This window comes from Streptomyces gobitricini, from assembly GCF_039532985.1.
GTDB lineage: Bacteria > Actinomycetota > Actinomycetes > Streptomycetales > Streptomycetaceae > Streptomyces > Streptomyces gobitricini.
This window is the reverse complement of the sequence record NZ_BAAASR010000002.1, coordinates 406,344-432,332: the sequence shown is the minus strand read 5'-3', so window position 1 is coordinate 432,332 and position 25,989 is coordinate 406,344. Positions and strand designations below refer to the sequence as shown.

Here is a 25,989-nt window from a genome sequence, read left to right as displayed (position 1 = left end):
GAGGTGAGTCGTTGACGGGCGGTGGTGTCCGCGACCGGGAGTGGAACCACCCTGGCTTCCGGCGCAGGGCGGGACCGACGGGGTACTACCGACCGTGCAGGATCTCGGGCCGGGTGACGGGCACGATGGTGATCAAGTCGTCGAGGCCCTTGAAGTCGTCGGGGTTGGCGGTGAACAGGGGGAGTCCCTCGGCGGCCGCGACGGCGGCGATCATCAGGTCGGCCACACGGCGACGGGGCTTGCGGCCTGTGGAGACGACGGCGGCGCAGATTCTGCCGTAGATGCGCGCCGCCTCCACGTCGAAGGGGATGGGGTCGAATTCGTTCTCGGCGCGCTGCAGGACGTCCATGCGGCGGGCCCGCTCGGCGTGTTCGTCGTAGTCGCTCCGCTCACCGCAGCGCACCTGGTGGGGGCCTGCGGAGAGTTCCGCGAGGGTGATGGCGCTGATGGCCATCTCGGCAGGCAGCTCGTCGGCGTCGATCCACTTGCGCAGGATCATGATGTTGGTGTCGAGCAGGCCTTGCTCGTGCTCAATGGGCATACGGGTCGTCCAACTCCTGCTCGACGACGGCGTCCTGGTCGTCGCGGAAGGCGTCCAGCGAGATGTCAGGGGCGGTACGTGACATGGCCGCGAACTCGGCGCGGGGAACGAAGCGGCGACGGCGGCGGAGCGGGATCAGCTCGCCGACACGATGCCCGTCGCGGGTGACGGTGAACGCCTGTCCTCCCTGGACGGCGTCCATGATCTCTTTGGAGCGGGTGCGCAGATCGCGCTGAGTGATCTCCGGCTGCGCTGTCATGCTGTCCACGATAGCGAAGGTGTGCTACCTGGTGCTACGCCGTTACCCGCGATGGCGGACAGGCGAAGGTGTCTGCTCTGGAGCGATGTGCATCCGGACATGAAAAAGCCCCTCACGCGTTTCCACAGGTGAGAGGCTGTATGCGCCCCCGGCAGGACTCGAACCTGCGGCCAAGCGCTTAGAAGGCGCCTGCTCTATCCACTGAGCTACGGGGGCCGGTGGTGGCCTTGTGGCCTGGAGCCCCTGCTGGGTGGTTCCGTGACCTTGCCGGGGACAAGGATAGGGCTCCGATCGCCTTGACCCGGTCGCTTCGCCTGCGTGGCACGATGTGGAGTTTCGGTGAAGCAGACCGATAATCGCAGGCAGGTGCGATTTCCGCAGCGCTTTTCGCGTCCTGCGCCCCGGGTGTTGTCTACTCGTTATGCCTGAGTCCCACTCGTCCCGTCTGTCCCATGTGTCCGATCGGCGCGCAGAGAATGCCATACGCTTCAAAAAGGTCATGAAATTGGGCATTCTTCGCATGTGGTGACCTTGGACGTACGGCCTCAGCTCATCGACGCACTCTCCGCCCTGCGCGACCGTGTCGCCGCCGTGCGTCTTCCACTCCCCCTTCCGGGCGCGCCACGGGCGCGGCAGACGCGTGCCGAGTTGCTCGCGCAGCTGGACGACTATCTGGTGCCCCGCCTAAAGGACCCCGAAGCCCCGCTGCTCGCCGTCATCGGGGGCTCCACCGGGGCGGGGAAGTCGACGCTCGTCAACTCCCTCGTCGGGCGGCGGGTCAGCGAGGCCGGGGTGCTCAGGCCCACCACGCGCACCCCCGTCCTCGTCTGCCACCCGGACGACCACCACTGGTTCGCCGGCATGCGGGTGCTGCCGCAGCTCACCCGCGTGCGGACGCCCGAGGACGGGGACGCCGAGGGGGAGGACGGGGGACAGGAGCGGGCCCTCAGGGTCGAGACGGCCGACACCGTCCCGCGCGGGCTCGCGCTGCTGGACGCCCCCGACATCGACTCGCTCGTCGTGGGGAGCCGGGAGCTGGCCGCCGAGCTGATCTGCGCCGCCGACGTGTGGGTGATGGTGACCACCGCCTCCCGGTACGCCGACGCCGTGCCCTGGCATCTGCTGCGTACCGCCAAGGAGTACGACGCCACGCTCGTCACCGTCCTCGACCGGGTGCCGCACCAGGTGATCAACGAGGTGTCCCGGCAGTACGAGGCGCTCCTCGTCCGCGCCGGGCTGGGCGACGTACCGCGGTTCACCATCCCCGAGCTGCCCGAGTCGGCGGGCGGCGGCAGCGGGCTGCTCCCCGACACCGCCGTCGCCCCGCTGCGCGCCTGGCTCGCCCACCGCGCCCAGGACCCCGCCGCCCGGCAGCAGACCGTGGGGCGCACGGTCGGCGGGGTGATCGACTCGCTGAAGGCGCGGATGCCGGAGCTGGCCGGGGCCGTCGCCGCGCAGTACGCCGCCGCCGTACGCCTCACCGGCGCCGTCCAGGCGGCCTACGAGCGGGAGGGCGAACGGGTGCGCCGGGAACTGCGGCGCGGCGCCGTACTCGCCGGAGACGCCCGCACCCGCTGGCGCGGCCACCCCCGCGACTGCTCGGCCACCGAACTGCTCGACTCCCTCGCCGAGTCCCTCACCGCCCTGCTCCAATGCGCCGTCGCCGCCGCCGACGAGCACCTGCGGGAAACCTGGCGGCGCGAACCGGCGGCGCGGGCACTGGACGACGGGACCGGGGCACCGCCCGGGCCCGACCGCGAGACCGGCGAGCGGATCGGGATGGCCGTACGGCGCTGGCGGCGCGTCCTGGAGGAGCTGGCCGAGGACGAGGTGCGGCGCATGGACCGGGCCGCCGCCCCGGACGCCGAGACGGTGGCGGGACTGCTGGCCGCCGTGCTGCTCGGTGGGCGCAGGACCCGCAGCGCGGGCGAGCGGCTCGCCGAACTGCTGGGCGCGCAGGGGGCGCTGCGGCTGCGCGACCGGGGCGGCGAGCTGGTGACCACGTACATCGACCGCGTGCTGCACGAGGAGCGGGCCCGACGACTGGAGCCGCTCCGGGCCCTCGACGTGACCCCCGAACCACAGGCCGAGCTCATCGCCGCGCTGTCCCGACTGCAGAAGGAGAGGTGACGGCGGTGAGCGCCGTTGACGAACGCTGGGACGACGGGCTGATCGCCCGCCGTGCGCAGGAACAGGCCGCCGCTGAGGCCGGGCCCCTGACGGACGAACCGCACATGCCGATCGGCGAGACGTACGCAGGGACGCTGCGCACGCGGCTGGACGCCCTGCGGGAGCTCGTGGGCCTGTCCAGGACCCGGCTGGACGGCGATACCCTCGCCGAGGCCGGGCGGGTACTGGACGAGGCCGCCGCGCGGCAGCGGCTGTCGTCGCGGCACACCGTGGTGGCCATCGCGGGCCCCACGGGCAGCGGCAAGTCGGCGCTGATCAACGCGCTGGCGGGCGTACCCGTCTCGGAGACCGGGCTGCGCAGGCCCACCACGGCCAACCCCATCGCCTGCACCTGGTCCGAAGGCGCCGCCGGACTCCTGGACCGCCTCGCCATCCCGGGGCGGCTGCGGCGCCGGCCGCTGGCGGGCGGAGCCGGTGACGAGGCCCTGCAGGGCCTGGTCCTGGTCGATCTGCCCGACCACGACTCGGCGGTCACCGCGCACCGCAGGCAGGTCGACCGGGTGCTGGCGCTGGTGGACGCGGTGATCTGGGTCGTCGACCCCGAGAAGTACGCGGACGCGGCGCTGCACGAGCGGTACTTGAGACCGCTCGCGGGGCACGCGGAGGTGACGTTCGTGGTCCTGAACCAGATCGACCGGCTGCCGGGGGACGCCGCCCACCAGGTGCTGGACGACCTGCGGAGGCTGCTCGACGAGGACGGGATGGCTCTCGGCGAACACGGCGAACCGGGGGCGACGGTGCTCGCGGTGTCCGCGCTCACCGGCGAGGGCGTGGGGGAACTGCGCGAGCTGCTCGGGGCCTTCGTGCAGGGCCGGGGTGCCGCCGAACGGCGCCTGTCGGCGGACGTGGACGCGGCCGCGGGCCGGCTGCGGCCGGTGTACGTCGCCGACGGGCACCCCGGGCTGGGCGAGCGGTCCCGCGAGGACTTCGGCGCGCGGCTCGCGGTCGCCGTCGGCGCCCGGGCGGCCGGGGAGGCGGCGGAACGCGAATGGCGGCGCAACGCGGGACGGGCGTGCGGGACGCCGTGGCTGCGGCTGTGGCGCTGGTACGAGCGGCTGCGCACCCAGGGCGGCGGGGCGGGCGCGGAGGAGGGTGCCGAGCCGGAGGCCACCGCGGCGGAGGAGGACGAGCTGACGGCCCGGCAGCGCGTCGAACAGGCCGTACGGGTGGTGGCGGAGGAGGCCTCGCGCGCGCTGCCCGGGCCGTGGGCACAGGCCGTGCGCGAGGCGGCGGTACGCGGGGCGCGCGGGCTGCCGGAGGCGCTGGACGAACTGGCGGTGTCCCTGGCGGCCCCGCCGGCCGGCGCCCGCCCGCCCCGGCCCGCGTGGTGGCCAGCGGCGGTACTGGCCCAGGCGGCCATGACGCTGCTCCAGTTCTACGGCGCACTGTGGCTGGTCGGCCAGATCATCGGCGTACTGGAACCGGGGCTCTTCCCGCCGGTGCTGGTCATGCTGGCGGGCATCGTCGGTGGGCCCCTGGTGGAGTGGGCGTGCGCGGCCGCGGCCCGGGGGCCGGCCCGCAGGTACGGGCAGGAGACCGAGCGGCGGCTCCGGGAGGCCGCGGCCGGGTGCGGGCGGGCCATGGTCCTCGACCCGATCGCCGCGGAGCTGATGCGGTACCGGGAGGTGCGTGAGCGGTATGCCCATGTCGCGCGCGGGCACGGCGAGGGGGCCGGCGGGGGCGCGGGCGGCGTGGCCGCGGGGGCGAGCGTGGGTGCGGCGGCCGTGGGGACGGGCGCCGGACGGGCGGGCGCCGGGCGGGCGGGGCAGGTGGGACCGCGGCGGGTGTGACGCCGGTGGTGACCGGGTACGGCCGGTCGGGCGTACTCCTTGCGGGTGGTGGAGTTGTGCACGAACGGGGGCTTGTCCACAGGGCCGAGCGGGATTCCGGCGGTCGGGACAGCATGGGCCCGGTCAGCAGGACGAGCGTGAGGGGTGGGTGTCATGAACGACACGATGGTGACGGTGGTGGGCAACGTGGCGACGAGCGTCGACTACCGGGAAACCGCGGCGGGGGGCGTGGCGAAGTTCCGGTTCGCGGCGACCGCGCGCCGCTGGGACCGCGAGAGGGCGAGCTGGGCCGACGGGCATACGAGTTTCTACACAGTGAGCGCGTGGCGGGCGCTCGGCGCCAATCTGGCCGCGTCGGTGTCGGTCGGTGACCCGTTGGTCGTCCACGGGCGGCTGAGGGTGCGGGAGGAGGACCGGGACGGCCAGCGCAGGACATTCGTGGACATCGACGCGTCGGCGGTGGGCCACGATCTGTCGCGGGGGACCTCCGCCTTCAGGCGGGTGCTGAAGGGCGAGCCGCGTACGGCGGACCGGCCGGACGGTGCCGGTGAGGCGGTCGGTGACGGAGGAGGAGGCGGTGGTGGTGTGGAGCGGACGACGCAGCTGGTGTCGTGACGGTGCGTCAGGAACGGTTCACCGAGCGGTGTGGTGACGTGCGGATTCGGCCGGCGCGTACCTCGGGAAGGGTTCGTGCGATAACGATTCCGAGTCGGAATGGTTGTCTGACGGTATGACAGGGGACTGTGCTGGGTCGTCTCTTTAGGATTCCCGGGTACTCACGGGGCACTTGAGTCGGCAGGCGAGGCACTCCCCCCACGCGGCACACGCGCCAAGGTCTCGCCCGGAGGGGAATTCTGTGTTTGCTGGGTCTTCTGTACGGAGGTGGAGGAGGCGTCCCGCCCGCCTCCTCGCCGCGGTCGTGACCTCCGGGCTGGTCGCCGGAGGTTTCATAACCGGGGCGTCCGCCGCCGCGGCCGACGAGGCGCCTCAGCACCAGGGCGGTGCCGCCGCCACCCTCAACGGGCTGACCACCTTCGACCAGGCGGTGCTCCGTGTCGACGGAGAGAGGCAGGAGGTCCCGGCCGGCCTGTTCGAGATGACCGTCGACGGCGGCGGGACCCTGAAGACCTACTGCGTCGATCTGCACAACCCCACCCAGGAGAAGGCCCGGTACCTGGAGGCGTCCTGGGACCAGACCTCGCTCGGCGGCAACAAGGACGCGGGCCGGATCCGGTGGATCCTCCAGCACTCCTATCCGCAGGTCGACGATCTGGTGGGGCTGGCGAAGGCGGCCGGCGCGGGCCCGCTGACCGCCGGAACGGCGGCCGCCGGCACCCAGGTCGCCATCTGGCGCTACTCGGACAACGCACAGGTCCAGGCGCTCGACCCGGCGGCCGAGAAGCTCGCGGACTGGCTGGAGAAGCAGGCCGGGAACATCCCCGAACCCGGGGCGTCGCTCAGCCTGCGGCCCAGCGCCGTGTCCGGTCCGGCCGGGACCCGGATCGGCCCGGTGACCGTGCGCACCGACGCCGACCGCGTCACGGTGGCCCCGCCCGCCGACGCCGCCGCCAGCGGCATCCGGATCACCGACGTCAAGGGCAGGCCGGTCGTCTCGGCGACCGACGGCAGCCGGCTGTACTTCGACGTGCCGGCCCAGGCCGCCGACGGCTCCGCCGCCCTGACCGTGCAGGCCACCACGTCCGTGCCCGTCGGCCGCGCCTTCGCCGGAGTCACCAAGAGCCAGACGCAGATCCTGGCCGGCTCCAGCCAGTCGGCCGTCTCCGCCACCGCCGCCGCCACCTGGGCCACCGCGGGCGCCATCCCGGCGCTCTCGGCCCGGAAGAACTGCGCCGAGGGCGGCGTCGACGTCACCACCACGAACAAGGGTGACGCCCCGTTCACCTTCGAGCTCACGGGCCGCACGCACACCGTCCCGGCCGGCGAGTCCCGGACGGTGACCGTCCCGGTGGCCGAGGACCAGGCGTACGAGTTCACCATCACCGGGCCCGCCGGCCTGCGAAAGACGTTCAGGGGCGTCCTCGACTGCCGGACCACCGGCAGCACGGCCGTCGCCATGACCGGCCCGCAGGGCAGCCGGCCCAGCCCCCTCTCGGTCGACGGCACCTCGTCCGGCCCCGTCTCGGCGGACGACGGACCGGACCTCGCCGAAACGGGAGCCTCCGGCGCCACGCCCATGATCGCGGGCACGGCGCTGGCGATGCTGGTGATCGGCGGGGCCGCCGTGTTCCTCCTCCGCAAGAAGAAGGACCCCGGCGCCGAGGGGTGACCCCGGGGCGCGCCCCTGCGGCGGCGGGCCGGCCGGCCCGCCGCCGCAGGGGCGCGAGGAGATCAGGTCCCGTGAACGCGGGCGCGCGCCAGCGGGTCGTTTCCCGGACGGAGGCGCCGGCGCCCGCACCGCCGGGTGCGAACGGGCACGCGTACCTGTGCTCCCCCTTCCGGAGCCCACGGAAGGACACGTCCTCGCGCTCCCCGTTCCGGAGCCCACGGAAGGACACGTCCTCGTGCTCCCCCGGAGCCCCTGGGGCCTCGGAGCGACACGTCCTCGTGCCCCCGTCCGGGGCCTCGGACGGGCCCGTCCTGGTCTCTGCCGGGCGCGCCGGTGGGCGCCGGTGGCCACTGATCGCCACTCGGTCGACCCGGGGGCCGACCGGCTGGGGTCCAGGTCACACGCTCCCCGCATACCCGTTTTCGTCTGGGGCTGGCGGTCAGGCAAGATGGGGTGTATCTGCCCACTCTCGGACTGCCGGACGGTTTCTCTTGGCTGAGTACATCTACACGATGCGCAAGACGCGCAAGGCGCACGGCGACAAGGTCATCCTCGATGACGTGACGCTGAGCTTCCTGCCCGGTGCGAAGATCGGTGTGGTCGGCCCGAACGGTGCCGGTAAGTCGACCGTGCTCAAGATCATGGCCGGTCTGGAGCAGCCGTCCAACGGCGACGCGTTCCTGTCGCCCGGGTACACCGTCGGCATCCTGCTCCAGGAGCCGCCGCTGGACGAGTCCAAGACGGTCCTGGAGAACGTCCAGGACGGCGTCAGCGAGATCAAGGGCAAGCTCGACCGGTTCAACGCCATCGCCGAGGAGATGGCCACGAACTACACCGACGCGCTCATGGAAGAGATGGGCAAGCTCCAGGAGGAGCTGGACCACGCCAACGCGTGGGACCTCGACGCCCAGCTCGAGCAGGCCATGGACGCACTCGGCTGCCCGCCGGGCGACTGGCCGGTGACCAACCTCTCCGGTGGCGAGAAGCGCCGCGTCGCGCTCTGCAAGCTGCTGCTGGAGGCCCCCGACCTGCTGCTGCTCGACGAGCCCACCAACCACCTGGACGCCGAGTCGGTGCAGTGGCTGGAGCAGCACCTCGCCAAGTACGACGGCACCGTCGTCGCCATCACCCACGACCGGTACTTCCTCGACAACGTCGCCGGCTGGATCCTGGAGCTCGACCGCGGCCGCGCCATCGGTTACGAGGGCAACTACTCCACCTACCTGGAGAGCAAGCAGGCCCGCCTGAAGGTCGAGGGCCAGAAGGACGCCAAGCGCGCCAAGCGGCTCAAGGAAGAGCTGGAGTGGGTCCGTTCCAACGCCAAGGGACGGCAGGCCAAGTCCAAGGCCCGTCTCGCCCGGTACGAGGAGATGGCCGCCGAGGCCGACAAGATGCGGAAGCTGGACTTCGAGGAGATCCAGATCCCGCCGGGCCCGCGTCTTGGCAGCGTCGTCGTCGAGGTCGAGAACCTCAGCAAGGCGTTCGGTGAGAAGGTCCTCATCGACGACCTCAGCTTCAGCCTCCCGCGCAACGGCATCGTCGGCGTCATCGGCCCCAACGGCGCCGGCAAGACCACCCTGTTCAAGATGATCCAGGGTCTGGAGCAGCCCGACTCCGGTTCGATCAAGGTCGGTGACACGGTCAAGATCTCCTACGTCGACCAGAGCCGCGCCAACATCGACCCGAAGAAGACGCTGTGGGCCGTCGTCTCCGACGAGCTCGACTACATCAACGTCGGCCAGGTCGAGATGCCGTCCCGCGCCTATGTGTCGGCCTTCGGTTTCAAGGGCCCGGACCAGCAGAAGCCCGCCGGAGTTCTCTCCGGTGGTGAGCGCAACCGCCTGAACCTGGCGCTCACCCTCAAGCAGGGCGGCAACCTGCTGCTCCTCGACGAGCCGACCAACGACCTCGACGTCGAGACCCTGTCGTCGCTGGAGAACGCGCTGCTGGAGTTCCCGGGCGCGGCCGTGGTCGTCTCCCACGACCGCTGGTTCCTGGACCGCGTCGCCACGCACATTTTGGCGTACGAGGGCGACTCCAAGTGGTTCTGGTTCGAGGGCAACTTCGAGTCGTACGAGAAGAACAAGATCGAGCGCCTCGGCCCGGACGCGGCCCGCCCGCACCGTGCCACGTACAAGAAGCTGACCCGGGGCTGAGGCAGCGACAGTGGCTCGTCATATCTACAGCTGTCCTCTGCGCTGGTCGGACATGGACGCCTTCGGGCACGTCAACAACGTCGTCTTCCTCCGCTACCTGGAGGAGGCGCGGATCGACTTCATGTTCCGGCTCGCGCCGGGGGACGGTTCCCCCTCGTTCTCCGGCGGGTCCGTCGTGGCCCGGCACGAGATCGACTACCTGCGGCCGCTGGTCCACCGGCACGAGCCGGTGACCATCGAGTCATGGGTCACCAAGATCGGCGCGGCGTCGCTGACGATCGCGTACGAGATCAAGGACCCGGACCAGGTGTACGTGCGGGCCTCGACGGTCGTCGTGCCGTTCGACCTGGAGGCCCAGCGGCCCCGCCGCATCACGGCGGAGGAGCGCTCCTTCCTGGAGGAGTACGTCGACGACGGCATGCGCTCCCAGGGGGAGGCCGCCGCGGCATGACTCCGCCGCTGCACTTCGCCGACGCCAGGGAGGCGGCCGACCTGGCCGCCTTCCTGGCCAGGCTGATCCACTACGACCGGGCCGCCGCCGTCCGCCTCCAGGCCGGCGGTGGCGCCCTGGCCGTGTTCGGGCGGCCGCCGTCCTTCGAGGTCCTGGCCATCCGGACGGCGGCGCTCCTGGACGCCACGCCGCTGGACGTCACCGTGTCCGCCGGGCAACTCCTCGACGGCATCGAGGAGTCTGCGGGCAAGGCCATGGTGCCCGCCCCCGTCACCGGCCCGCCGTGGGCGGGCGTCCTGCCTCCGCGCGCCGGCTGGCAGGAGGCCCCCGGGCTGCCGGACGCCGCCGGGCTGCGTGCGGCGGTCGCCGCCGCGGTGGCCGAATTCCGGCGTCGGGACGGCGAGTTGCCTGCCGAGCGGCGCACGCGCCCGGAGCGCGACCGGCTGGGCCGGGAGATCTGGTCCCGGACGGTCGGCGCGACCGGCCTGCCGCTGCGCGCCGTGCACGCCGCCCAGTCGCTGGGCTTCCTGCCCCCGCACGACGTGCCGGTCGCCCTGCTCGCCGCCGGGTCGTGGCTGCGGCTGCGCACCCCCTACGGCTCGGTCGCCGTCCGCAGGACCGGCCTCGGCACCGGACTGACCGTCACCGCGGTCTGACGCCGTCACGGGGCCAGGGGGCGTCGTCGGGGCGTACGGCGAAGTGGCCGTGGCCGGGTTCCGGTTCCGGCAGCACCCGGTGCTCCATGCCCCGCGCCTCGGTGTGCTCGGCGGGGGCGGGCGGCCGGAGCCGCCCCGCGCGGAGCCTCTTCCGTCACTGGCCCGTCACGGGCCGTACGCCCGGCTCAGTCGGCGGTGTTGACCATCGACGCGGCGGCGTAGGTCAGGTAGTTCCACAGCGTCCGCTCGTGCTCCTCGGACAGGCCGAGTTCGTCGACCGCCGCCCGCATGTGCTTCAGCCAGGCGTCGTGGGCCGCCCGGTCCACCGTGAAGGGGGCGTGGCGCATGCGCAGGCGCGGGTGGCCGCGGTTGTCGCTGTAGGTGCGGGGGCCGCCCCAGTACTGCATCAGGAACAGCACCAGCCGCTCCTCGGCCGGACCCAGGTCCTCCTCGGGGTACATCGGCCGAAGCAGCGGGTCCTCGGCGACTCCCTCGTAGAAACGGTGGACGAGGCGCCGGAAGGTGGACTCGCCGCCGACCTGCTCGTAGAAGGTCTGCTCCTGAAGCGTGCCGCGCGGGATCTCATTCACGACACCATCGTCTCAGACGGACCGGCCGAGGACCCGGGCCCTACGACCTCCGGACCGTTCGCCACCGGTGTACGGGGCGGGGAACCCGGCGTTCCGCACACCGGCCGGCCGGTCGGCCGGCCGTCCGCCCCCGCCGGCCGGGCGCGGGGACGCCGCACACGAGGGCCGGGGGACGGACGGCGTCCGGCGGGGTGCGGCCGGACGTCCCCGAGGGCCTACGGCCTGCCCTCGGAGCCGGGCTCCGGCCAGCCGCGCTGGATGGTGATCGTCGTCCAGGCGCCCACGTGGACCCGGTCGCCGTCCTTGAGCGGCACGGGGACGTAGGGCTGGATCGGGTCCTCGGCGCCATTCAGCGTGGTGCCGTTGGTGGAGTTCTGGTCGACGACCGCCCAGGAGCCGTCCGGCTGCTGCACCAGCACGGCGTGCTGGTGCGAGACGCCTGGGTCCTCCGGCGGCACCGAGAGGTCGATGTCGGGGGACTCGCCCGTGGAGTGCCGCCGGCGGCCGATGCTGACCTGGTTGCCGGAGAGCGACAGCCGCTGCTCGGGGGAGTACGCGGGCAGGTTGAGGCCCGCGGCCTCGGGGCCGCTGCGCCGCATCATCGCCGTGAAGTACTCGCGGTCGGGTGCCACGACCGCCGTCCAGCTCGCGGGCGCCGATGGGTACTGCGGGGGCCGGGGGGCCTCCGCCCGCGGTGCCTGGGGCTGGAGCTGTGGCTGTGGCTGGGGCTGTGGTTGCGAGGACTGTGATCCCTGAGGCCCTTGGGGTGCCTGCGGTGCCTGGGGCTGCGGCGCCGGGGGGCGCTGCTGCGAGGGCGGCGGCAGCATCCAGTCGTCCTCGCCGGAGGGGGACTGGGGCCGCGGAGGGGGCGGCGGACCCGGCTGCTGGAACCCCTGGGGCGGCCGGGGCGGGCCGGGAGGCTGCTGGAACGCCTGGGGAACCGGCGGCGGGCCCTGCGGCGCGCCGTGCGCCGGCCCCTGGGGGGCACCCTGCGAAGGCCGCTGTGGCGTCGGCGGCTCGGGCGGCAGCGGCTCGGCCGGGCGGTTCATCTGCGAGGGACGCGAGCCCTGGTACTCGTACGGATCCGGCGGGCGCGGCGCCTGCGGGGCGGACGGTGCCTGCGGCGCGGACGGTGCCTGCGGCGCGGACGGTGCCTGCGGCCGCGACTGATAGCCGGGCGGCAGGGTCATCCCGGGCGGCGGCCCACCGGGACCCGCGGGAGCCCCGTGGCCACGGGGAGTCCCGGGACGGCTCTGGCTGCCCGGCCCCGGGGGAGGGGCGACGGGGGTGTACGAAGTGGCCGTGTTGGTGAGGAAGTTCCACCGGCACTCCTCGCAGAACGGCGCCATGGCCTCCCGTGGGGTGCGGCACTGGGGGCACAGCTCCGCCTGCGCGGTGGCGTTGGGGTCGCCGCCGGCGAAGCCACCAGGACCGCCGGGGCCGCCGTGCCCGCCGGTGGGACCACCCGCCCCGCCCGGGCCGGGGTAGCCGTACGCGGGCGGCGGTGGGGGAGGCGGCGGCGGAACGGCACCCGCAGGCGCGCCCGCCCCGGCCATGCGGTGGCCGCAGACCTCGCACCAGTCGTCGGAACCCGACTGGTGTCCGTTCGGGCAGGTCGGCATGTCGGCGCTTCCCCCTCTCCTCATCCGGCCCGCGGGCCGAGCAGATCGTGTCCTACTTCTTCACGCGAACGGTCTTCGTGGAGCGTGTCTCGAGTGTCATCTCGTCCGCTTCCGCGACCTTCGCCTTCAGTCGCACAGTACCGGTCGCCGCATCGACCACGTCCACCACCTTCGAAAGGAGTTTCGCGGTGTCCGCGTTGCCCGAGGCGGCCGCGAGCTGCACGGCGCGGCCCAGTTTCGCCGTCGCGCCATCGAGATCGCCCGACTTGCGAGCATCGAGCCCCTGCTGGATGACTTGTGCCAGTTCCGCCTGGCCCGTGTAATGCGCGACCTGGGGGTTGATGGACGTGGAGGCCGCCATGTCGTCCGTCCACACCGCGCGCACCAGCCCCTGCGACAGGGGCCGCGGCGTACCGCCGCCCGCCGGGTCGGGCAGGACCAGCGAGACACGCGCCGCGAGCATCTCCCGACCGACCCCGGCCGCCGGCACCCGGACGCACACGTGGTAGTCGCGGGACTCGTCGCCCCACGACCCGGTCGGGTAGTCGCCCGCCCGTGGCCCCGCCTCCCTACGCCGGTCCGTCAGGTCCTCCACCGTCGGCGCCACCTGCTTCACGAAGACGATCTCCACACCCACCGGTGTCCACAGGCGCAGCGCGACGTCGGCGACCTCCTTGCCCATCGCGTTCTCCATCACCCGCGTGAAGTCCGCGGTGAGCCCGGCCGGATCGGCGACGATGTCGGCCGTACCGAGGAGCGCCGAGGCGATCCCGGTGACCTCCTTGACCTCCCAGTCCGTGCCCACACCGCGGGCGTCGCAGGTGAAGCGGCCTGCGCAGGCGTCGAGGGCGGCCCGGAGGTCGTCCGGCGACTCGTGCTCGTTGCGGCCGTCGGTGAGCAGGATGCCGTGCCGGATCGGTACGTCGGCGGTCGCCAGGAGCCTGTCGGCGAGCGTCAGCCACGTGCCGATCGCCGTGCCCCCGCCCGCGCTGAGCCGGCGCAGCGCCTCCTTCGCCCGGGCGCGGGTGCCCGCGTCGGCGGTGGCCAGCCGGCCGCCGCCCGGATAGACCTCGTTCGCGACGTGGGTGCCGGCGACCACCGCGAAGGCCACGCCGTCGCGCAGGGCGCCGATCGCGGCGGCCGTGGCGTCGCGCGCGTGGCGCATCTTCGTCGGCGGGTACTCCATGGAGCCGGAGCAGTCCACCATGATCACCACGGCGGCGGCCGGTGCCCACCCGGGTACGGAGGAGGAGGCCGGCACCCGGGTCAGCGGCCCCCCTCCGCTGATGCCGCCGCCCGTCGAGGTGACCGTGACGATCGCGTTGACCTCGCGCCCGCCCACCGGCAGGTAGGCGTTCTGGTACACGTCCACCGAGAACCGCGGCACGTGCGACTTCGAGAAGTTCGCCATCTGATCGGCTCCTCGGGACGTGGACCGACGCCCGCACGAAGGACGGAGGCGGGTGCGGGCCGGTCGCCGGGCGAAACGGTCAGGCCGATCCTGCCCCTCCGGCCGTCATGGCGAACGGCACGACGGCCACTGTTACGTTGTCGTGGCCGCCGCCGTCGAGCGCGTGCCCCACGAGGACCCGCGCGCTGTGCAGGGGCCGGCGGGCCGCGTCGGGCGGTACCACCCGAGCCATGTCCTCGGCGGCCTCCGCGTAGTTCCACAGTCCGTCCGTGCACACCACGACGACACCGGGCCGGTCCGGCTTGAACGCGGCGATGTGCGGCTCCACTTCGTACGCGTCCGCCCCCAGCCAGCCGGTGATGGCGTGGGCGCGCTCGTCCGCGTACGCCTCGGCCTCGTTCATCAGGCCCGCCGCGACCATCTGCGCGGCCCACGAGTCGTCCTCGGTGAGCCGGGCGGGCGGCCCGCCGCGGTCGTCCGGCACCCAGTAGGCGCGGCTGTCGCCGACCCAGCCCACCACCAGCAGGCCGTTCGCGACGACCGTTGCGACGAGCGTGCATGCCGGGGCGTTCTGGTGGCGGTGCGGGTCGTGCTCCATGGCGTCCCCGTCCTGGCCGTCCTGGCCGCCGTGGCCGCTCGCGAGGGCGTTGACCGCCTCGGAGGCCGCGACGATCGCGTCGTGCATCGCCGTCTGCGGATGCGTACCGCGCGGGAGGGAGGCCAGCAGCGCCTCGTTGGCGGCGGCCGCGGCGGCCGCCGACGCCTCGTCGGGGCGGGTCGCCGACGACACACCGTCGCAGACGATCGCGACGACGGCAGGTGAGCCGTCCGGAAGGGCCGTCGAGGACAGGGCGAACGCGTCCTCGTTGCGGTGGTGGCGCAGCCCCCGGTCGCTCACTGCGGCGACCGCGCCGAGCTCCTCCTCCATGTGGTCCCGCTCCCGTGGTTGCGCGTGACCGCAGTTCTCGCAGTACCCGTCCGGGTCCACCCGCCCGGCCCGGCAGGCCACGCACGGCCGGGTGCCGGCCGGCGGGGCCGCCGTGTGCTCCGCCGCCCGCGGATCCGGCAGGTCCCCGCCGGCCCCGGTGGCCGACCCTCCTCCCGGCACCCCGCCCGTCGGCCCGGCGGGCGCGGGCTCTCCGGCGGGCGCGGCCGAGGCTTCGGGCGCGGGCGCTCCGCCCGCAGGCACCCCGCCCGGTGCGGGCCCCGCCCCGGAGGCGGGCGGAGGTACCGGGGTGCCCGGCCCCCAGGCCTCGCCGACCGGTCCCGGAACGGGCGCCGGACGGGCGGCAGGGGCGGGGGCCGGCAGCTCGAAGTCACCGGCGCCCGCGGCCGTGGCGCGGGCGTCGAACCGCACCGCCCCGGCGCCCGGGGCCGGCCGGGCGCCCGGCGGGTCGCCGAGCGGCTGCTCCCGGCCGGGCGCGGCCGGGGCGGGCCGGGCGGCACCGCTCACGGGGGAGCCCACGACCATGGTCGGACGGTCCTCCGGCGGCGGCGGTACGGCCGACAGGTCGTACCCGCACGCACCACAGAACAGGTCACCCGACTCCAGCGGCTCCTCGCAGCCGGGGCAGGCGGACAGCTGGTGCCTTCGCGACATCAATCACACCCATGTCCGGGGGCGGAAGCGGTTCGCCCGTTCCACCATGTCGATCCTCTCCTCGCCGCGCTGAGCGAGCCGGGCGAGTACCCGGTAGCAGCGTTCCAGTCCGAGACGCAGGGACCGCTCGTCCGGTTCGCTGCCCAGTAGCGGGGTCCGTTCGGTGCCCGCCCCGGGACTACCGGAGAGTACCCAGTCGAGCGCCCTACCCAGCACCTCCGCGGTCAACCGCTCGCGCCGCACCGCGTCCAGACCGAACTGCTGGAGCGCGGACACCTGTGCGGCCGCCGCGGTCAGTTCACCGATCAGCGGCTCGTACGCCCCGCGGCGCCGCAGCCGGGCCCGTACGGCCGCCACGCGCGCGGCCGTGTAGTGGATCGACGCCTCGGGCACCGACTCCAGCGCGCCGACGGCACCGGCCCGGTCACCGGCGGCCAGCCGCACCCGCGCCAGTCCGAACGCGGCGCTCACATAACTCGGGTCCGTCGTCCACACCAGGCGGTAGTACTCGGCCGCGTTGTCCAACTGGCCCAGCACCTCGGCACAGACGCCCAGGGCCAGCTTGGGCGCCGGCTCACCGGGGAACGCGTCGTAGACCGCGTCGAACGACAGCGCGGCGTTCTCGTGGTCGCCCCTCGCCAAGGACGCGACGCCGCGGTACCAGACGACCCGCCAGTCGTCGGGATGCCGCGCCTCCAGTGTGTCCAGGGCCCGGGCCGCCGGACCCGCCTCCCCGGTCTCGAGGCGGGCGCGCAGCTCACGCAGCTCCAGTTCCAGGGAGCTCGCCGGGGCGTTGCGCAGGGCGGAGATCAGCTCGGCGGGCGCGGAGGCCGTCAGCGCGGCCAGGAACCCGGCGTTGGGGTCGGCGGTGTCGACGTGCGGCACGGGCAGCGCCAGCGCGATGGCGCGGGTGTCGACCGGAGCGAGCAGCGGCGTGGGCGCGAGGGCCGGTGCGGCGGCCATAGGTGTGGCGGCCACCGGGGGCGTACGCGGGGTGGGGACGGCCGCCGTCACGGGGCCGCGCCCGCGTCCACCGCCGAGGAGCCCCAGGCCCTTCGGGACCTCCCGGGCGCCCAGCACCGACACCTCACCGTCGTCGCCGGTGAACAGCTCCGTGTCCGTCACGCGCGCTTCCGGGCCGAACAGCGTCGACAGGGCCGGACGCGGACGGCCCGTCTGGAGGGCCACCACCTCCCGCAGCACGCCCGTCAGTTGCTCGGCCATCTCCTGGGCCGAGGCGAACCTGCGCGCCGGGTCCGGGTCGGTCGCCCGCACCAGGAGCCGGTGGAACGACTCGTACGCCCGGAACACCTCGATGTGGTCCGGCTCCGGCAGGGAGTGCGCGAACACGTTCGTGTACCCCTGGAAGTCGAACGTCAGCACCGCCAGCGTCCGTGCCACCGTGTACAGGTCGGAGGCGACCGACGGGCCGGCCTCGGCCACCTCCGGCGCCTGGTAGCCGACCGTGCCGTAGATGGCCGACTCGTCGTCGTCCATCCTCCGCACCGCGCCCATGTCGATCAGCTTCAGCTGGTCCTCGGTCTGGATCGCGTTGTCGACCTTGAAGTCGCAGTACAGCAGGTTCCGGCTGTGCAGGTGCTCAAGCGCCTCCAGTGCCTCGATGCCGTACGCGCACGCCTGCTCGACCGGCAGCGGGTCGCGCCGCCCGTCCGGCCCCCGCCGCGCGTTGGCGATGTCCTTCAGGGACCTGCCGCCGACGTACTCCATGACGATGTAGCCGTCGAGCGAGCCCGTCCGCTGGTCCAGGTGCTCCACGAAGTTGTAGATGCGGACGATGTTGGAGTGCTCGATCTCGGCGAGGAACCGCCGCTCCGAGATCGCCGCCGCCATCGCGTCCTGATCACCGGTGTCCAGCAGGCCCTTCAGCACGACCCACCGGTCGGACACCGCCCGGTCCACGGCGAGGTAGATCCAGCCCAGCCCGCCGTGCGCCAGACACCCGGCCACCTCGTACTGACCGTGCACGACGTCACCCGCGCGCAGCTTGGGCACGAACGAGTAGGGGTGGCCGCACTTGGTGCAGAAGCCCTCCGTACGCCCCGGTCGGTCCCCGCGCGCCCGGCCGACCGGCGCCCCGCAGTCCGACCGCGAGCAGAAGCGCTTCCGCTCGGGCACCTCCGGGTTCCCCATCACCACCGAACGGGGGTCGGGGCGCGGCACCACCGGGACCGACACGAGCCCGGCTCCCAGCCTGCCCCGCCCCGACCGGCCGGTGGACGAACCGGAACTGCGCGCCGACACCGACCGGGACGACCCCGTCCCGCCCGCCGGCGAACGCGACAGCCGCCCCGACACCGAGCGCCGCGACGACCGTGACGACGACCGCGACGAGGACCGCGAGCTGCCGGTCACCCCCTCGCCGCCGCCCGCGATCCCCGTCGGCGGCGACGACAACCTCCCCGACGGCGAGACCACGGGCGCCAGGCCGCACGTGCCGCAGTACAGCTCGCCGCCGCCCATGTCCTCGTACGAACCCTCACAACCGGGTCGCTGACACGCACTCACCGGCTGCTCCCCCCACCGTCCACGGGCCCCGCCCCGGACAGCACCTCCGCCGCCAGCCACTGGTAGCGCAGCACCGCCTGCTCGGCGACCCGCAGGTCGCACGGGGCGCTCCACAGCATCCGGCGTGCCACGTCGTACCGCTCGACCAGCAGCGGATCCTCCGCCATGCCGTGCCGGGCGACCTTCGCCCTGTACGCGTCGAGCCGCCCGCGCAGCTCCGCCCGGACCGCGAGCGGCGCGGTGACCGCCGTGAGCTGCTCGCGCGCCCGCAGCAGCTCCTCCTCGGCCTCCCGCTCCAGCGCCTCCAGCAGGGGCGACAGCCGGTGCCACTGGGCGTGCCGCCGGTACTCGGCCGCGGTCGCCAGCCGCTCCTGGAGCGCGGTCGGCGGGCCGCTCACCACCGGCACCTCCGACGCGGCGATCTTCGCCAGCACCTCGCCCCGCGCGGCCCGCGCCTCGGCGAGCGTCCGGTCGGCGCGCGACAGGACGTCCCGCAGCCGCAGCAGCCGTGCCTCCGAGTCCTGCCGTACCTGGAGCACCGCCTCGATCTCGCGGCGTACGTCCTCCAGCGCCCGGGCCGCCCGGTCGTACCGGTCCGTGTCCGGCCGCCCGCCACCGGGCGCCGAACTGCCCATCGCCGGGCGCCAGAAGGCCAGCGGGTCGGTCACCACCTGCTCCCGCAGCGCCACCAGCTCGCGCGTGATGGACTCCAGGTCGTCACCGGCCGGGTGCTCGCCGGGCCGCACGCCCACCGAACGCGCCAGCGACCGGGTGCGGTTCAGCTCCGCCGCCAGCAGGTCTATCCGCGCCGGCAGCGCGGACCACACCGCGTCCGCCGTCACCACCACGTCGAGCGAGCTCGCGTACAGCTCGTTCATCCGGTCCACCAGCCGCTCCAGCGTGAACCGCTCGGCCAGGCTGGACGACGTGCCCGACACCGTCACGCTCTCGCCGCGCAGCAGCTCCGTCAGCTCGGCCAGTTCCTCCCGGCCGGGCCACCGGCGCCGGGCGCGTACCTCGCGCGCCTCGCGCAACGCCGCCGTGTACGCGTCGAAGTACGTCCACAGCAGGGTGATCGCCTGCTCCGTGGCGGCCCAGCGGTCCTTGGTCGTGCCGGTCAGTCCGGCCCCTTCGAGGAGCCTGCGGCCCGCGTGGTCCTGCAGGGCGAGCAGCGAGTCCTCGACCGCCTTGTGCTCCGCCCCGAGCCGCGCCAGCGCACGGTCCACCTCGTCCCGGTCCATCACCGGCCCAGGGGGTCCCGTGACGCTCATCGGTCACCTCTCCACTCGTACAGGCAGGGTCAGCAGGTCAGTTGGTGCGGTACTTCGGCGCGGGCGGCCCGGTTATGCCGGGCAGGACGGGACGCAGCCACTGGTCGTACGCCTTCATCCAGGGCCCCCGGCGGTAGTCGACGAGCACCTGGTTGACCCGCCGCACCAGGTCGTCGTTGCCGAGCTTCGCGGCGACGCCGTAGTACTCGGTGGTGAACGGCCTGCCCTTCAGCGTGACGGCCGGGTCCTGCGCCGCCTGGCCGGCGGCCAGCGCGTTGTCCGTCACCACCGCGTCGACCTCGCCCATCTGGAGCCGCACCAGGCAGTCCAGCTGGTTGGGCACGGTGTGGATGTCCTCGTCCTGCGGGGAGTCCTCGTGCTCGTCCCGGAAGACGGCGCCGAAGGACTGCTTCTCCAGCGCCTCGTACGCGGTCGATCCCTCCGCCGAGCAGACCCGCCTGCCCTTGAGCGAGGAGTCGTACCCCGTGACCGGGGAGTCCTCCGGCGCCAGTACCTGCTGCCCGGCCTGGAAGTAGGCGGTGGAGAAGGCGACCTGCTCGATACGCTTGCAGTTGATCGTCATCGTCCGCACCACCAGGTCGACCGTCCCGTTCTCCAGGGCGGCGATCCGCTGGTTGGTGGGGACGGCCCGGAAGATGACGGCGTCCCGGCTGCCGAGGAGGTCCTCGGCGATCGACCGGGCGAGGTCGATGTCGAACCCCTCCAGCCTGCCGGTCGCCGGGTCGCGGTACCCCCACCGGTAGCTGTTCTGGTCCACGCCGACGATCAGCTTGCCGCGCGTTTTGACGGCCTCGACGGCCGGCCCGTCCGCGGTGGACGGCGGGAGGGAGGCCTCCGGGTCCCGGCACGTGTCGGCCGCGACGGGCACGAGGCGGGCGACGCCGGACACCTCGGAGGGCCCCAGGCTGCCCCGCGACAGCGGCACCAGGGTCAGCGCGGCGGTCAGCCCGCAGGCGACGGCCATCGCCGCGACGCCGCCCCAGCCCCGCAACCGCCCGGCTCCCCGGGCCGGGTGACGTCCGGCGGCCCTGTCCCGCCCCTCGTCCCCTCGCGCCGCCGGCCCGTCCGCCGTGTCGTCGTCGTTCATCGTGCCTCCCCTCGTCCTCACCGGTACTCCGACAGCCTGCGGTTGATGCCCATGATGGCCCCGGCGGCGCCCACCACGGCCAGGGCCGCGGCCCCGGCCGGCAGGCCGGTCAGCGCGTCCCGCCCGTCCTCGGCGGCCCGGGTGAACTCGCCCTGCTCATGGTCCAGGGCCCTCTCCAGCGCCGCGTCCACCTCGTCGAAGGCCTCCCCGGTGGAGTCCTTCGCGCCGATCACCTTGGCCAGCGCCCCCTCGTAGTCGCCGCCGTCGTCCGTGTCCCGCGCGTCCTTGTGCCGGTTCCGCCACTCGGCCACGCGCCGCGAGGCGTCCGCGACCGGCTGCCTGCCCGCGCCGTCGTCGGCGAGCCCGCGCGCCTCGGTCAGCGCTCCGGTCAGCCGCCCCATGCCCGCGCTGTAGTCGGTCTCGTACTTGTCGCTCCTGCCGTCGGCGGTCAGCACCGCACCGCGGGCGATCAGGGTCAGGTTCTCGTTGGCGCGGGCCTTCAGGGAGTTGATCCGCGCCTCGTTCAGCACCTTGAGCGAATCCTGACCGTGGGCCTTGGCCTCGTTCAGCCCCGCGCGCGCCACGGTGTGCCCGGCCACCAGCCACAGCAGCAGCACCGTCGTGGCGGCCGTGGCGGCCAGCAGGCCCTGGTTGAACACCCGGTTGGTACGCAGGTACGCGCGGCGCTGCGCCCGGAGGAGGGCGGCCAGTGCCAGGACCCCGGCGCCGAGCGAGAGGAACGGCCACCTCCGGGCGTCCCGGTGGTCCTGGCCGAGCCGCGCGGTCTCCGCCTCGTACAGCCGCTCCGCGGCGGGCAGCAGCCGGGTGCTCATCTGCTGGTTGGCGTACCGCAGATACGCGCCGCCCAGCGGCAGGCCCTGCCGGTTGGCCGCGCGGGCGCGCTCCACCAGGCCCGTGTAGCGCGGCAGGTACTCGCCGAGGGCGGCGATGTCACGGGCGGACGGCGAGGAACCGTCCGTGTTCGCCGCGGCCTTGATGAGCAGCCGTGACGCGGTGGTGATGTCCTTCTCGTACCGCTCCCGCACGCCGGCGGGCTCCTGCGCGCCGGCCAGGAAGCCGCCCGCCGCCGCCGTGTCGGCGTCCGCGAGCGAACGGTAGATGTCCGCGGCGTCGGCGCTCAGCGGCTGGCTGCGGCTCACCACGTCGTCGGCCGCCGCCGCCCGGCCGGAGATCTCGACCGCGGTGACCGCGCCGAACGTCACGACCAGCACCACCAGTACGGCTCCCAGGGTCCGCAGCCGGCCCGGCTCGGTCGTCGCCGTGGCGCGCAGCCGTGCCACACCGCCGGCCCACGCGCCCCGCCCGTCCGGTGCGTACGTCACCTGACCTCCCCCTCGGTCGCTCACCGCAGTATGGCTGGAGGGGCCGGTGCGCACACCTGGCTTGACTCGATCTTGTTCCTTTCGTGCCCGCCGCCCCGCCGCACCACCCCTCGCTCTCCCCACCCTGTATACGCCGCCCGGCCTCCGTCGGTTCCCCTGTCAGGGGCGCCGCGCGTAGTGCGCCCGCAGCCGGCGCCGGACCTCCGCCGGAGCCCCCAGGTGATCCAGGCCGAGCAGCGCCGCGCCCAGCACCGGGGGCTCGGTCACCAGGTTGACGGTGGCCCGCGGCGCCTTGACGGCCAGCAGTTCGGTGATCCGACCGTTCAGCCCCTGGTGCCGGGCCGCCAGGACGCTGCCCCCCAGCAGCACCGGAACCTCCGCGTCCAGCAGCCCGAGGCGGCCCAGCGCGACGGTCGCCAGCGCCACGACCTCCTCGGCCTGCCGCTCCACCACCGACCGGGCGACCGGGTCCCCGGCCGCGCTCGCCGCGAACAGCACCGGCGTCAGCTCGTGCCGCCGCTCCGCCGGGATCCGCCCCAGGTGCAGCGCCTCCACCAGCGCGTACACCGAACCCAGCCCGAAGTGCTCCGGCAGGGCACGGGCCAGCGCCGTCGGCTCGCCCCGGCCGTCCTCCGCCCGGGCCGCGAACCACATCGCCTCCTCGGCCAGGCCCGAACCCCCGCCCCAGTCACCGGAGATCCGGCCGACCGAGGGGAAGCGGGCGGTGCGCCCGTCCGGCAGCATGCCCACGCAGTTGATGCCCGCGCCACAGACGACGGCCACGCCGTACGGCTCCTCCACGCCCGCTCGCAGGACCGCGAACGTGTCGTTGCGCACCTCGGCGGTCCGCCCCCACGCGCGCGCGTGCAGGGCGTCGGCCAACTCCGCCTCCTCCGCGGGGAAGTCGGCGTTGGCCAGGCACGCCGACACGTGCCGTACGCGGTCGACGGGCGCCGGCGCGGACGCCAGCGCGGCACGCACGGTGTCCGCCAGCACGTCGAGCGCCGCTCCGACACCCACCCTCGGGGGCTGGAACCCCGGCCCGCGCGACGTGGCCAGGACGGAGCCGTCCTCGCCGACGAACGCCACGTCGGACTTGCTGTTGCCCGCGTCGATGGCGAGGACGGCGGCCGTCACGCCCATGCGAGGTGCTCCCGGTTGTGGGCGATCAGCCGGTCGGTCAGCCCGTCGGCGATCGCGTACTGGCCGACCAGGGGGTGCGCCAGCAGGGCCTTGAACACCCGGTCACGCCCACCGCGCAGCGCGGCCTCCAGCGCCAGGTCCTCGTACGCCGTGACGCCCGCGACGAGCCCCGCGTACAGCGGGTCGAGTTCCGGTACGGCCAGCGGCGAGGCACCGGAGGGGTCCACCGCCGCCCGCACCTCGATCACCGCGTCGTCCGGCAGGAACGGCAGCGTGCCCCGGTTGTGGGTGTTGACCACCTGCGTCGCGGGAGCGCTGCCGCCCAGCAACGCGGCCGCCAGGTCCACCGCCGCCTCCGAGTAGAAGGCCCCGCCGCGCTTGGCGAGCAGCTCCGGTTTCTCGTCCAGCGCCGGGTCGCCGTACATCTCCAGCAGCTCCCGCTCCATCGCGGCGACCTCGGCCGCCCGTGACGGCTTGGTGCCCAGCTCGCGGACGACCTCGTCGTGCGCGTAGAAGTACCGCAGGTAGTACGAGGGGACGACGCCCAGCCGGTCGAGCAGGGCACGCGGCAGCCGGAGGTCGCCGGCGATGGCGTCACCGTGCTCGGCGAGCAGCTTGGGCAGCACGTCCTCGCCGTCGGGCCCGCCGAGCCGTACCGCCCGCTCCCACGTCAGGTGGTTGAGCCCCACATGGTCCAGGTGCACCGCGTCCGGTGCGACGTCCAGCAGCCCGGCGAACTTCCGCTGGAAGCCGATGGCCACGTTGCACAGCCCCACGGCCCGGTGGCCGGCCCCGAGGAGGGCCCGGGTCACGATGCCGACCGGGTTGGTGAAGTCGATGATCCAGGCACGGGGGTTGGACCGCCGTACGCGCTCGGCGATGTCCAGCACCACCGGCACCGTGCGCAGTGCCTTGGCGAGCCCGCCCGCGCCGGTCGTCTCCTGTCCGACGCAGCCGCACTCCAGCGGCCAGGTCTCGTCCCGCTGCCGGGCGGCCTGTCCGCCGACGCGCAGTTGCAGCAGGACGGCGTCGGCGCCGTCCACACCCGCGTCCAGGTCGGACGTGGTCGTGATCAGCCCGTCGTGGCCCTGCTTGGCGAAGATCCGCCGGGCCAGGCCCCCGACCAGCTCCAGGCGGTCGGCGGCCGGGTCGACGAGGACCAGTTCACCGAGGGGGAGGGTGTCGCGCAGCCGCGCGAACCCGTCGATCAGCTCGGGGGTGTACGTGGAGCCGCCCCCGATCACAGCCAGCTTCATGAGGTTCCAGCCCTTCACTCCGGTCCGTGTGACGCCCTCGGCGAATGCCGCCCGGGCGACGAGGAAGACGAGGATCGCCGGGACCATGACCGGGACGGTCGCGGCCATGGCCGGCTCTCGGGTCGGTGAGGTGCGTGCTCCCGGGCGACTCCGGGCCGTGGCCGAGGGCCTTGGGGGCCCTGGGGGCCGGGTTCTCCGGGGCGGGGACCCGCGGCCCGAGGCAGTCGTTCCCGGTGGGGAGGGGCCGGAACAGCGCCACGGCCACGCAATCCGGTCCGGTCACCGGCGGAATCACCCATAGGAGTGTGCGCGGTCGGCAGCGGCCGTCGGGCACGGTTCATGGCGGTGTCCTCCTGGTTCGGTTCTCGGCGCGGTGCTCGGCGGGCGGTCCTCGGGGGTGGTGCTCAGCGGCGAGGGAGCGGAAGGCGTGGAGGGGGACGAGGGGGCGCGGGGGCGAGGGGCGCGGCTCAGCGCGAGGTGTCGAAGACCTCGTCACGGGTGGCGGCCAGCGCGCTCTCCAGCGCGCCGCGCAGCACGGGGTGCCGCTGTACGCCGCCGACGACGAGCCGGGGCCGGGAGGCGGCCAGCTCACCCAGCTCGGCCTCCACGCGCTCGCGCAGCGCTTCCCCGCCGGCGACGATCACCTCGCCGGACAGCACCACCAGCTCGGGGTCGAGGACGGCGACCAGTGACGCCAGGCCGGTGGCGAGACCGGTCGCGAAGGCGTCGAGGAGCCTCCCGTACGGGCCGCCGGCGGCCCCGCCGGACCCGTCCGCGCCGCCCGCTTCCGCCGCCCGCCGGACGAGCTCGGCGGCGACCTCGGCGGGCTCCCCGCGCGGAAGGTCCTCGACGCCGTACTCGCGCGCCATCCGGGCCAGTGCCCGGGCGCCGGCCAGCTCCTGGAAGCCGCCGCTGTTGGCCCGGGTGACCCGCCGCACCAGCGGCGCCCCCGGCACGGGCAGGAAACCCACCTCGCCGGCGCCGCCGGTGAACCCGCGGTGCAGCCGCCCGCCGAGCACGAGCGCGGCGCCCAGCCCCTCCTCGTTCCACAGCAGGACGAAGTCCCCGTGCCCACGGGCCGCCCCGAGCCGCTGCTCGGCCACCGCCACCAGGTTCACGTCGTTCTCGTACTCCACGGGCATGGGGAGCGCGGCCGCCAGCTCGTCGAGCAGCGTCGGGGAGTGCCAGCCGGGCAGGTGGGACGCGTACCGCAGCCGCCCGGTCGACGGGTCGAACGCGCCGGGCGTGCCGATCACCAGCCGGTGCACCTCGCCGCGGGTGATCCCGGCCGCCTTCACGGCCCCGTCCAGCGCCTCGGTCACCTGCCGTACGACGTCCCCCGCCGCCTTCCCCGGGGTGGCCAGCTCGTACTCGCCGGCCACCGCCCCGGTCACGTCGGCGACGGCCGCGCGCACGCGCCGCGGGTTCACGTCGAGCCCGGCGGCGTACGCGGCGCGGGCGTCGACGGCGTACAACCGCGCGTTCGGCCCCGGCCGCCCCTCCGTCACGCCGGTCGCCACGACCAGCCCGGCGGCTTCGAGCCGTGCGAGCAGCTGCGAGGCGGTCGGCTTGGACAACCCCGTCAGCTTCCCGATCCGGGACCGCGTCAGCGGCCCGTGCTCCAGCAGCAGGTCGAGTGCGGCCCGGTCGTTCATGGCCCGCAGGACGCGTGGGGTGCCGGGGGTGTTTCCGGAGGTCGCGGTCACGAGAGGGTGCACCTGCCCACTGTAAGGAAACTTTACTGTCGGGGTGGGCAGACGGTATGGCGAGCGTCAGGCACCCGTCAAGC

At 74.1% G+C, this 25,989-nt stretch carries 20 protein-coding genes and 1 tRNA gene; 7 read left to right on the top strand and 14 right to left on the bottom strand.

Going from position 1 to position 25,989, the window contains the following annotated elements:
• Positions 1–85: 85 nt before the first annotated feature.
• From ABD347_RS02845 to ABD347_RS02835, 3 genes are all read right to left on the bottom strand, one after another.
• Positions 86–541, bottom strand: a complete 456-nt coding sequence (locus ABD347_RS02845) for a type II toxin-antitoxin system VapC family toxin (protein ID WP_344355922.1) — start codon at positions 539–541, stop codon at positions 86–88.
• Positions 531–800: a type II toxin-antitoxin system Phd/YefM family antitoxin gene (locus tag ABD347_RS02840; protein WP_344355920.1), complete on the bottom strand. Its 270-nt coding sequence runs from the start codon at positions 798–800 to the stop codon at positions 531–533. Before ABD347_RS02840 ends, ABD347_RS02845 begins: the two co-directional genes overlap by 11 nt.
• Before the next feature lie 143 nt (positions 801–943).
• Positions 944–1,016: transfer RNA gene (locus tag ABD347_RS02835), tRNA-Arg, on the bottom strand.
• Between the two features lie 315 nt (positions 1,017–1,331).
• Here ABD347_RS02835 and ABD347_RS02830 point away from each other — a divergent pair.
• The 7 genes from ABD347_RS02830 (at position 1,332) to ABD347_RS02800 (ending at position 10,330) form a co-directional block, all read left to right on the top strand.
• Positions 1,332–2,930 carry a dynamin family protein gene (locus ABD347_RS02830; RefSeq protein ID WP_344356364.1) on the top strand — a complete coding sequence of 533 codons (1,599 nt, stop codon included), beginning with the start codon at positions 1,332–1,334 and terminating at the stop codon, positions 2,928–2,930.
• On the top strand, positions 2,927–4,780 hold the full coding sequence (locus ABD347_RS02825; RefSeq protein ID WP_425575557.1) for a GTPase: 1,854 nt from the start codon (positions 2,927–2,929) through the stop codon (positions 4,778–4,780). The genes ABD347_RS02830 and ABD347_RS02825 overlap by 4 nt, the downstream gene beginning before the upstream one ends.
• A gap of 153 nt (positions 4,781–4,933) precedes the next feature.
• A complete protein-coding gene (locus ABD347_RS02820) occupies positions 4,934–5,395 on the top strand; it encodes a single-stranded DNA-binding protein (protein WP_344355916.1) in 462 nt (153 codons plus the stop codon).
• 241 nt (positions 5,396–5,636) lie between these two features.
• Complete coding sequence (locus tag ABD347_RS02815) at positions 5,637–7,067, top strand: Cys-Gln thioester bond-forming surface protein (RefSeq protein ID WP_344355914.1); 1,431 nt, start codon at positions 5,637–5,639, stop codon at positions 7,065–7,067.
• Between the two features lie 491 nt (positions 7,068–7,558).
• Positions 7,559–9,223 carry an energy-dependent translational throttle protein EttA gene (ettA, locus tag ABD347_RS02810; protein ID WP_344355913.1) on the top strand — a complete coding sequence of 555 codons (1,665 nt, stop codon included), beginning with the start codon at positions 7,559–7,561 and terminating at the stop codon, positions 9,221–9,223.
• A 10-nt stretch (positions 9,224–9,233) separates the two neighbouring features.
• Positions 9,234–9,674: an acyl-CoA thioesterase gene (locus tag ABD347_RS02805; RefSeq protein ID WP_344355911.1), complete on the top strand. Its 441-nt coding sequence runs from the start codon at positions 9,234–9,236 to the stop codon at positions 9,672–9,674.
• Entirely contained in the window at positions 9,671–10,330 is a 660-nt protein-coding gene (locus ABD347_RS02800) for a DUF8010 domain-containing protein (protein WP_344355909.1), read from the top strand. The genes ABD347_RS02805 and ABD347_RS02800 overlap by 4 nt, the downstream gene beginning before the upstream one ends.
• A gap of 185 nt (positions 10,331–10,515) precedes the next feature.
• Here ABD347_RS02800 and ABD347_RS02795 read toward each other — a convergent pair whose 3' ends face one another.
• The 11 genes from ABD347_RS02795 to ABD347_RS02745 all read right to left on the bottom strand — a co-directional run bounded on the left by ABD347_RS02795 (position 10,516) and on the right by ABD347_RS02745 (position 25,855).
• Positions 10,516–10,920, bottom strand: a complete 405-nt coding sequence (locus tag ABD347_RS02795; protein ID WP_344355907.1) for a globin — start codon at positions 10,918–10,920, stop codon at positions 10,516–10,518.
• 215 nt (positions 10,921–11,135) lie between these two features.
• Positions 11,136–12,542, bottom strand: coding sequence for an FHA domain-containing protein (locus ABD347_RS02790; protein WP_344355905.1), 1,407 nt, complete (start codon positions 12,540–12,542; stop codon positions 11,136–11,138).
• A 52-nt stretch (positions 12,543–12,594) separates the two neighbouring features.
• Positions 12,595–13,953, bottom strand: coding sequence for a vWA domain-containing protein (locus ABD347_RS02785; protein WP_344355903.1), 1,359 nt, complete (start codon positions 13,951–13,953; stop codon positions 12,595–12,597).
• A 79-nt stretch (positions 13,954–14,032) separates the two neighbouring features.
• Positions 14,033–15,553, bottom strand: a complete 1,521-nt coding sequence (locus tag ABD347_RS02780; RefSeq protein ID WP_344355902.1) for a PP2C family protein-serine/threonine phosphatase — start codon at positions 15,551–15,553, stop codon at positions 14,033–14,035.
• A gap of 3 nt (positions 15,554–15,556) precedes the next feature.
• A complete protein-coding gene (locus tag ABD347_RS02775) occupies positions 15,557–18,034 on the bottom strand; it encodes a serine/threonine-protein kinase (RefSeq protein WP_344356363.1) in 2,478 nt (825 codons plus the stop codon).
• 41 nt (positions 18,035–18,075) lie between these two features.
• Positions 18,076–19,350 carry a hypothetical protein gene (locus tag ABD347_RS02770; protein ID WP_344355901.1) on the bottom strand — a complete coding sequence of 425 codons (1,275 nt, stop codon included), beginning with the start codon at positions 19,348–19,350 and terminating at the stop codon, positions 18,076–18,078.
• Positions 19,351–19,387: 37 nt separating this feature from the next.
• Positions 19,388–20,458, bottom strand: coding sequence for a glutamate ABC transporter substrate-binding protein (locus tag ABD347_RS02765; protein ID WP_425575556.1), 1,071 nt, complete (start codon positions 20,456–20,458; stop codon positions 19,388–19,390).
• 17 nt (positions 20,459–20,475) lie between these two features.
• Positions 20,476–21,801, bottom strand: coding sequence for a hypothetical protein (locus tag ABD347_RS02760; protein ID WP_344355900.1), 1,326 nt, complete (start codon positions 21,799–21,801; stop codon positions 20,476–20,478).
• A gap of 159 nt (positions 21,802–21,960) precedes the next feature.
• Complete coding sequence (locus ABD347_RS02755; protein ID WP_344355898.1) at positions 21,961–22,944, bottom strand: N-acetylglucosamine kinase; 984 nt, start codon at positions 22,942–22,944, stop codon at positions 21,961–21,963.
• Complete coding sequence (locus ABD347_RS02750) at positions 22,935–24,200, bottom strand: 6-phospho-beta-glucosidase (protein ID WP_344356359.1); 1,266 nt, start codon at positions 24,198–24,200, stop codon at positions 22,935–22,937. The genes ABD347_RS02755 and ABD347_RS02750 overlap by 10 nt, the downstream gene beginning before the upstream one ends.
• Before the next feature lie 467 nt (positions 24,201–24,667).
• The gene (locus ABD347_RS02745; protein WP_344356357.1) at positions 24,668–25,855 is read right to left on the bottom strand and encodes an ROK family transcriptional regulator; all 1,188 of its coding nucleotides are present in this window, start codon (positions 25,853–25,855) and stop codon (positions 24,668–24,670) included.
• Positions 25,856–25,989 lie beyond the last annotated feature (134 nt).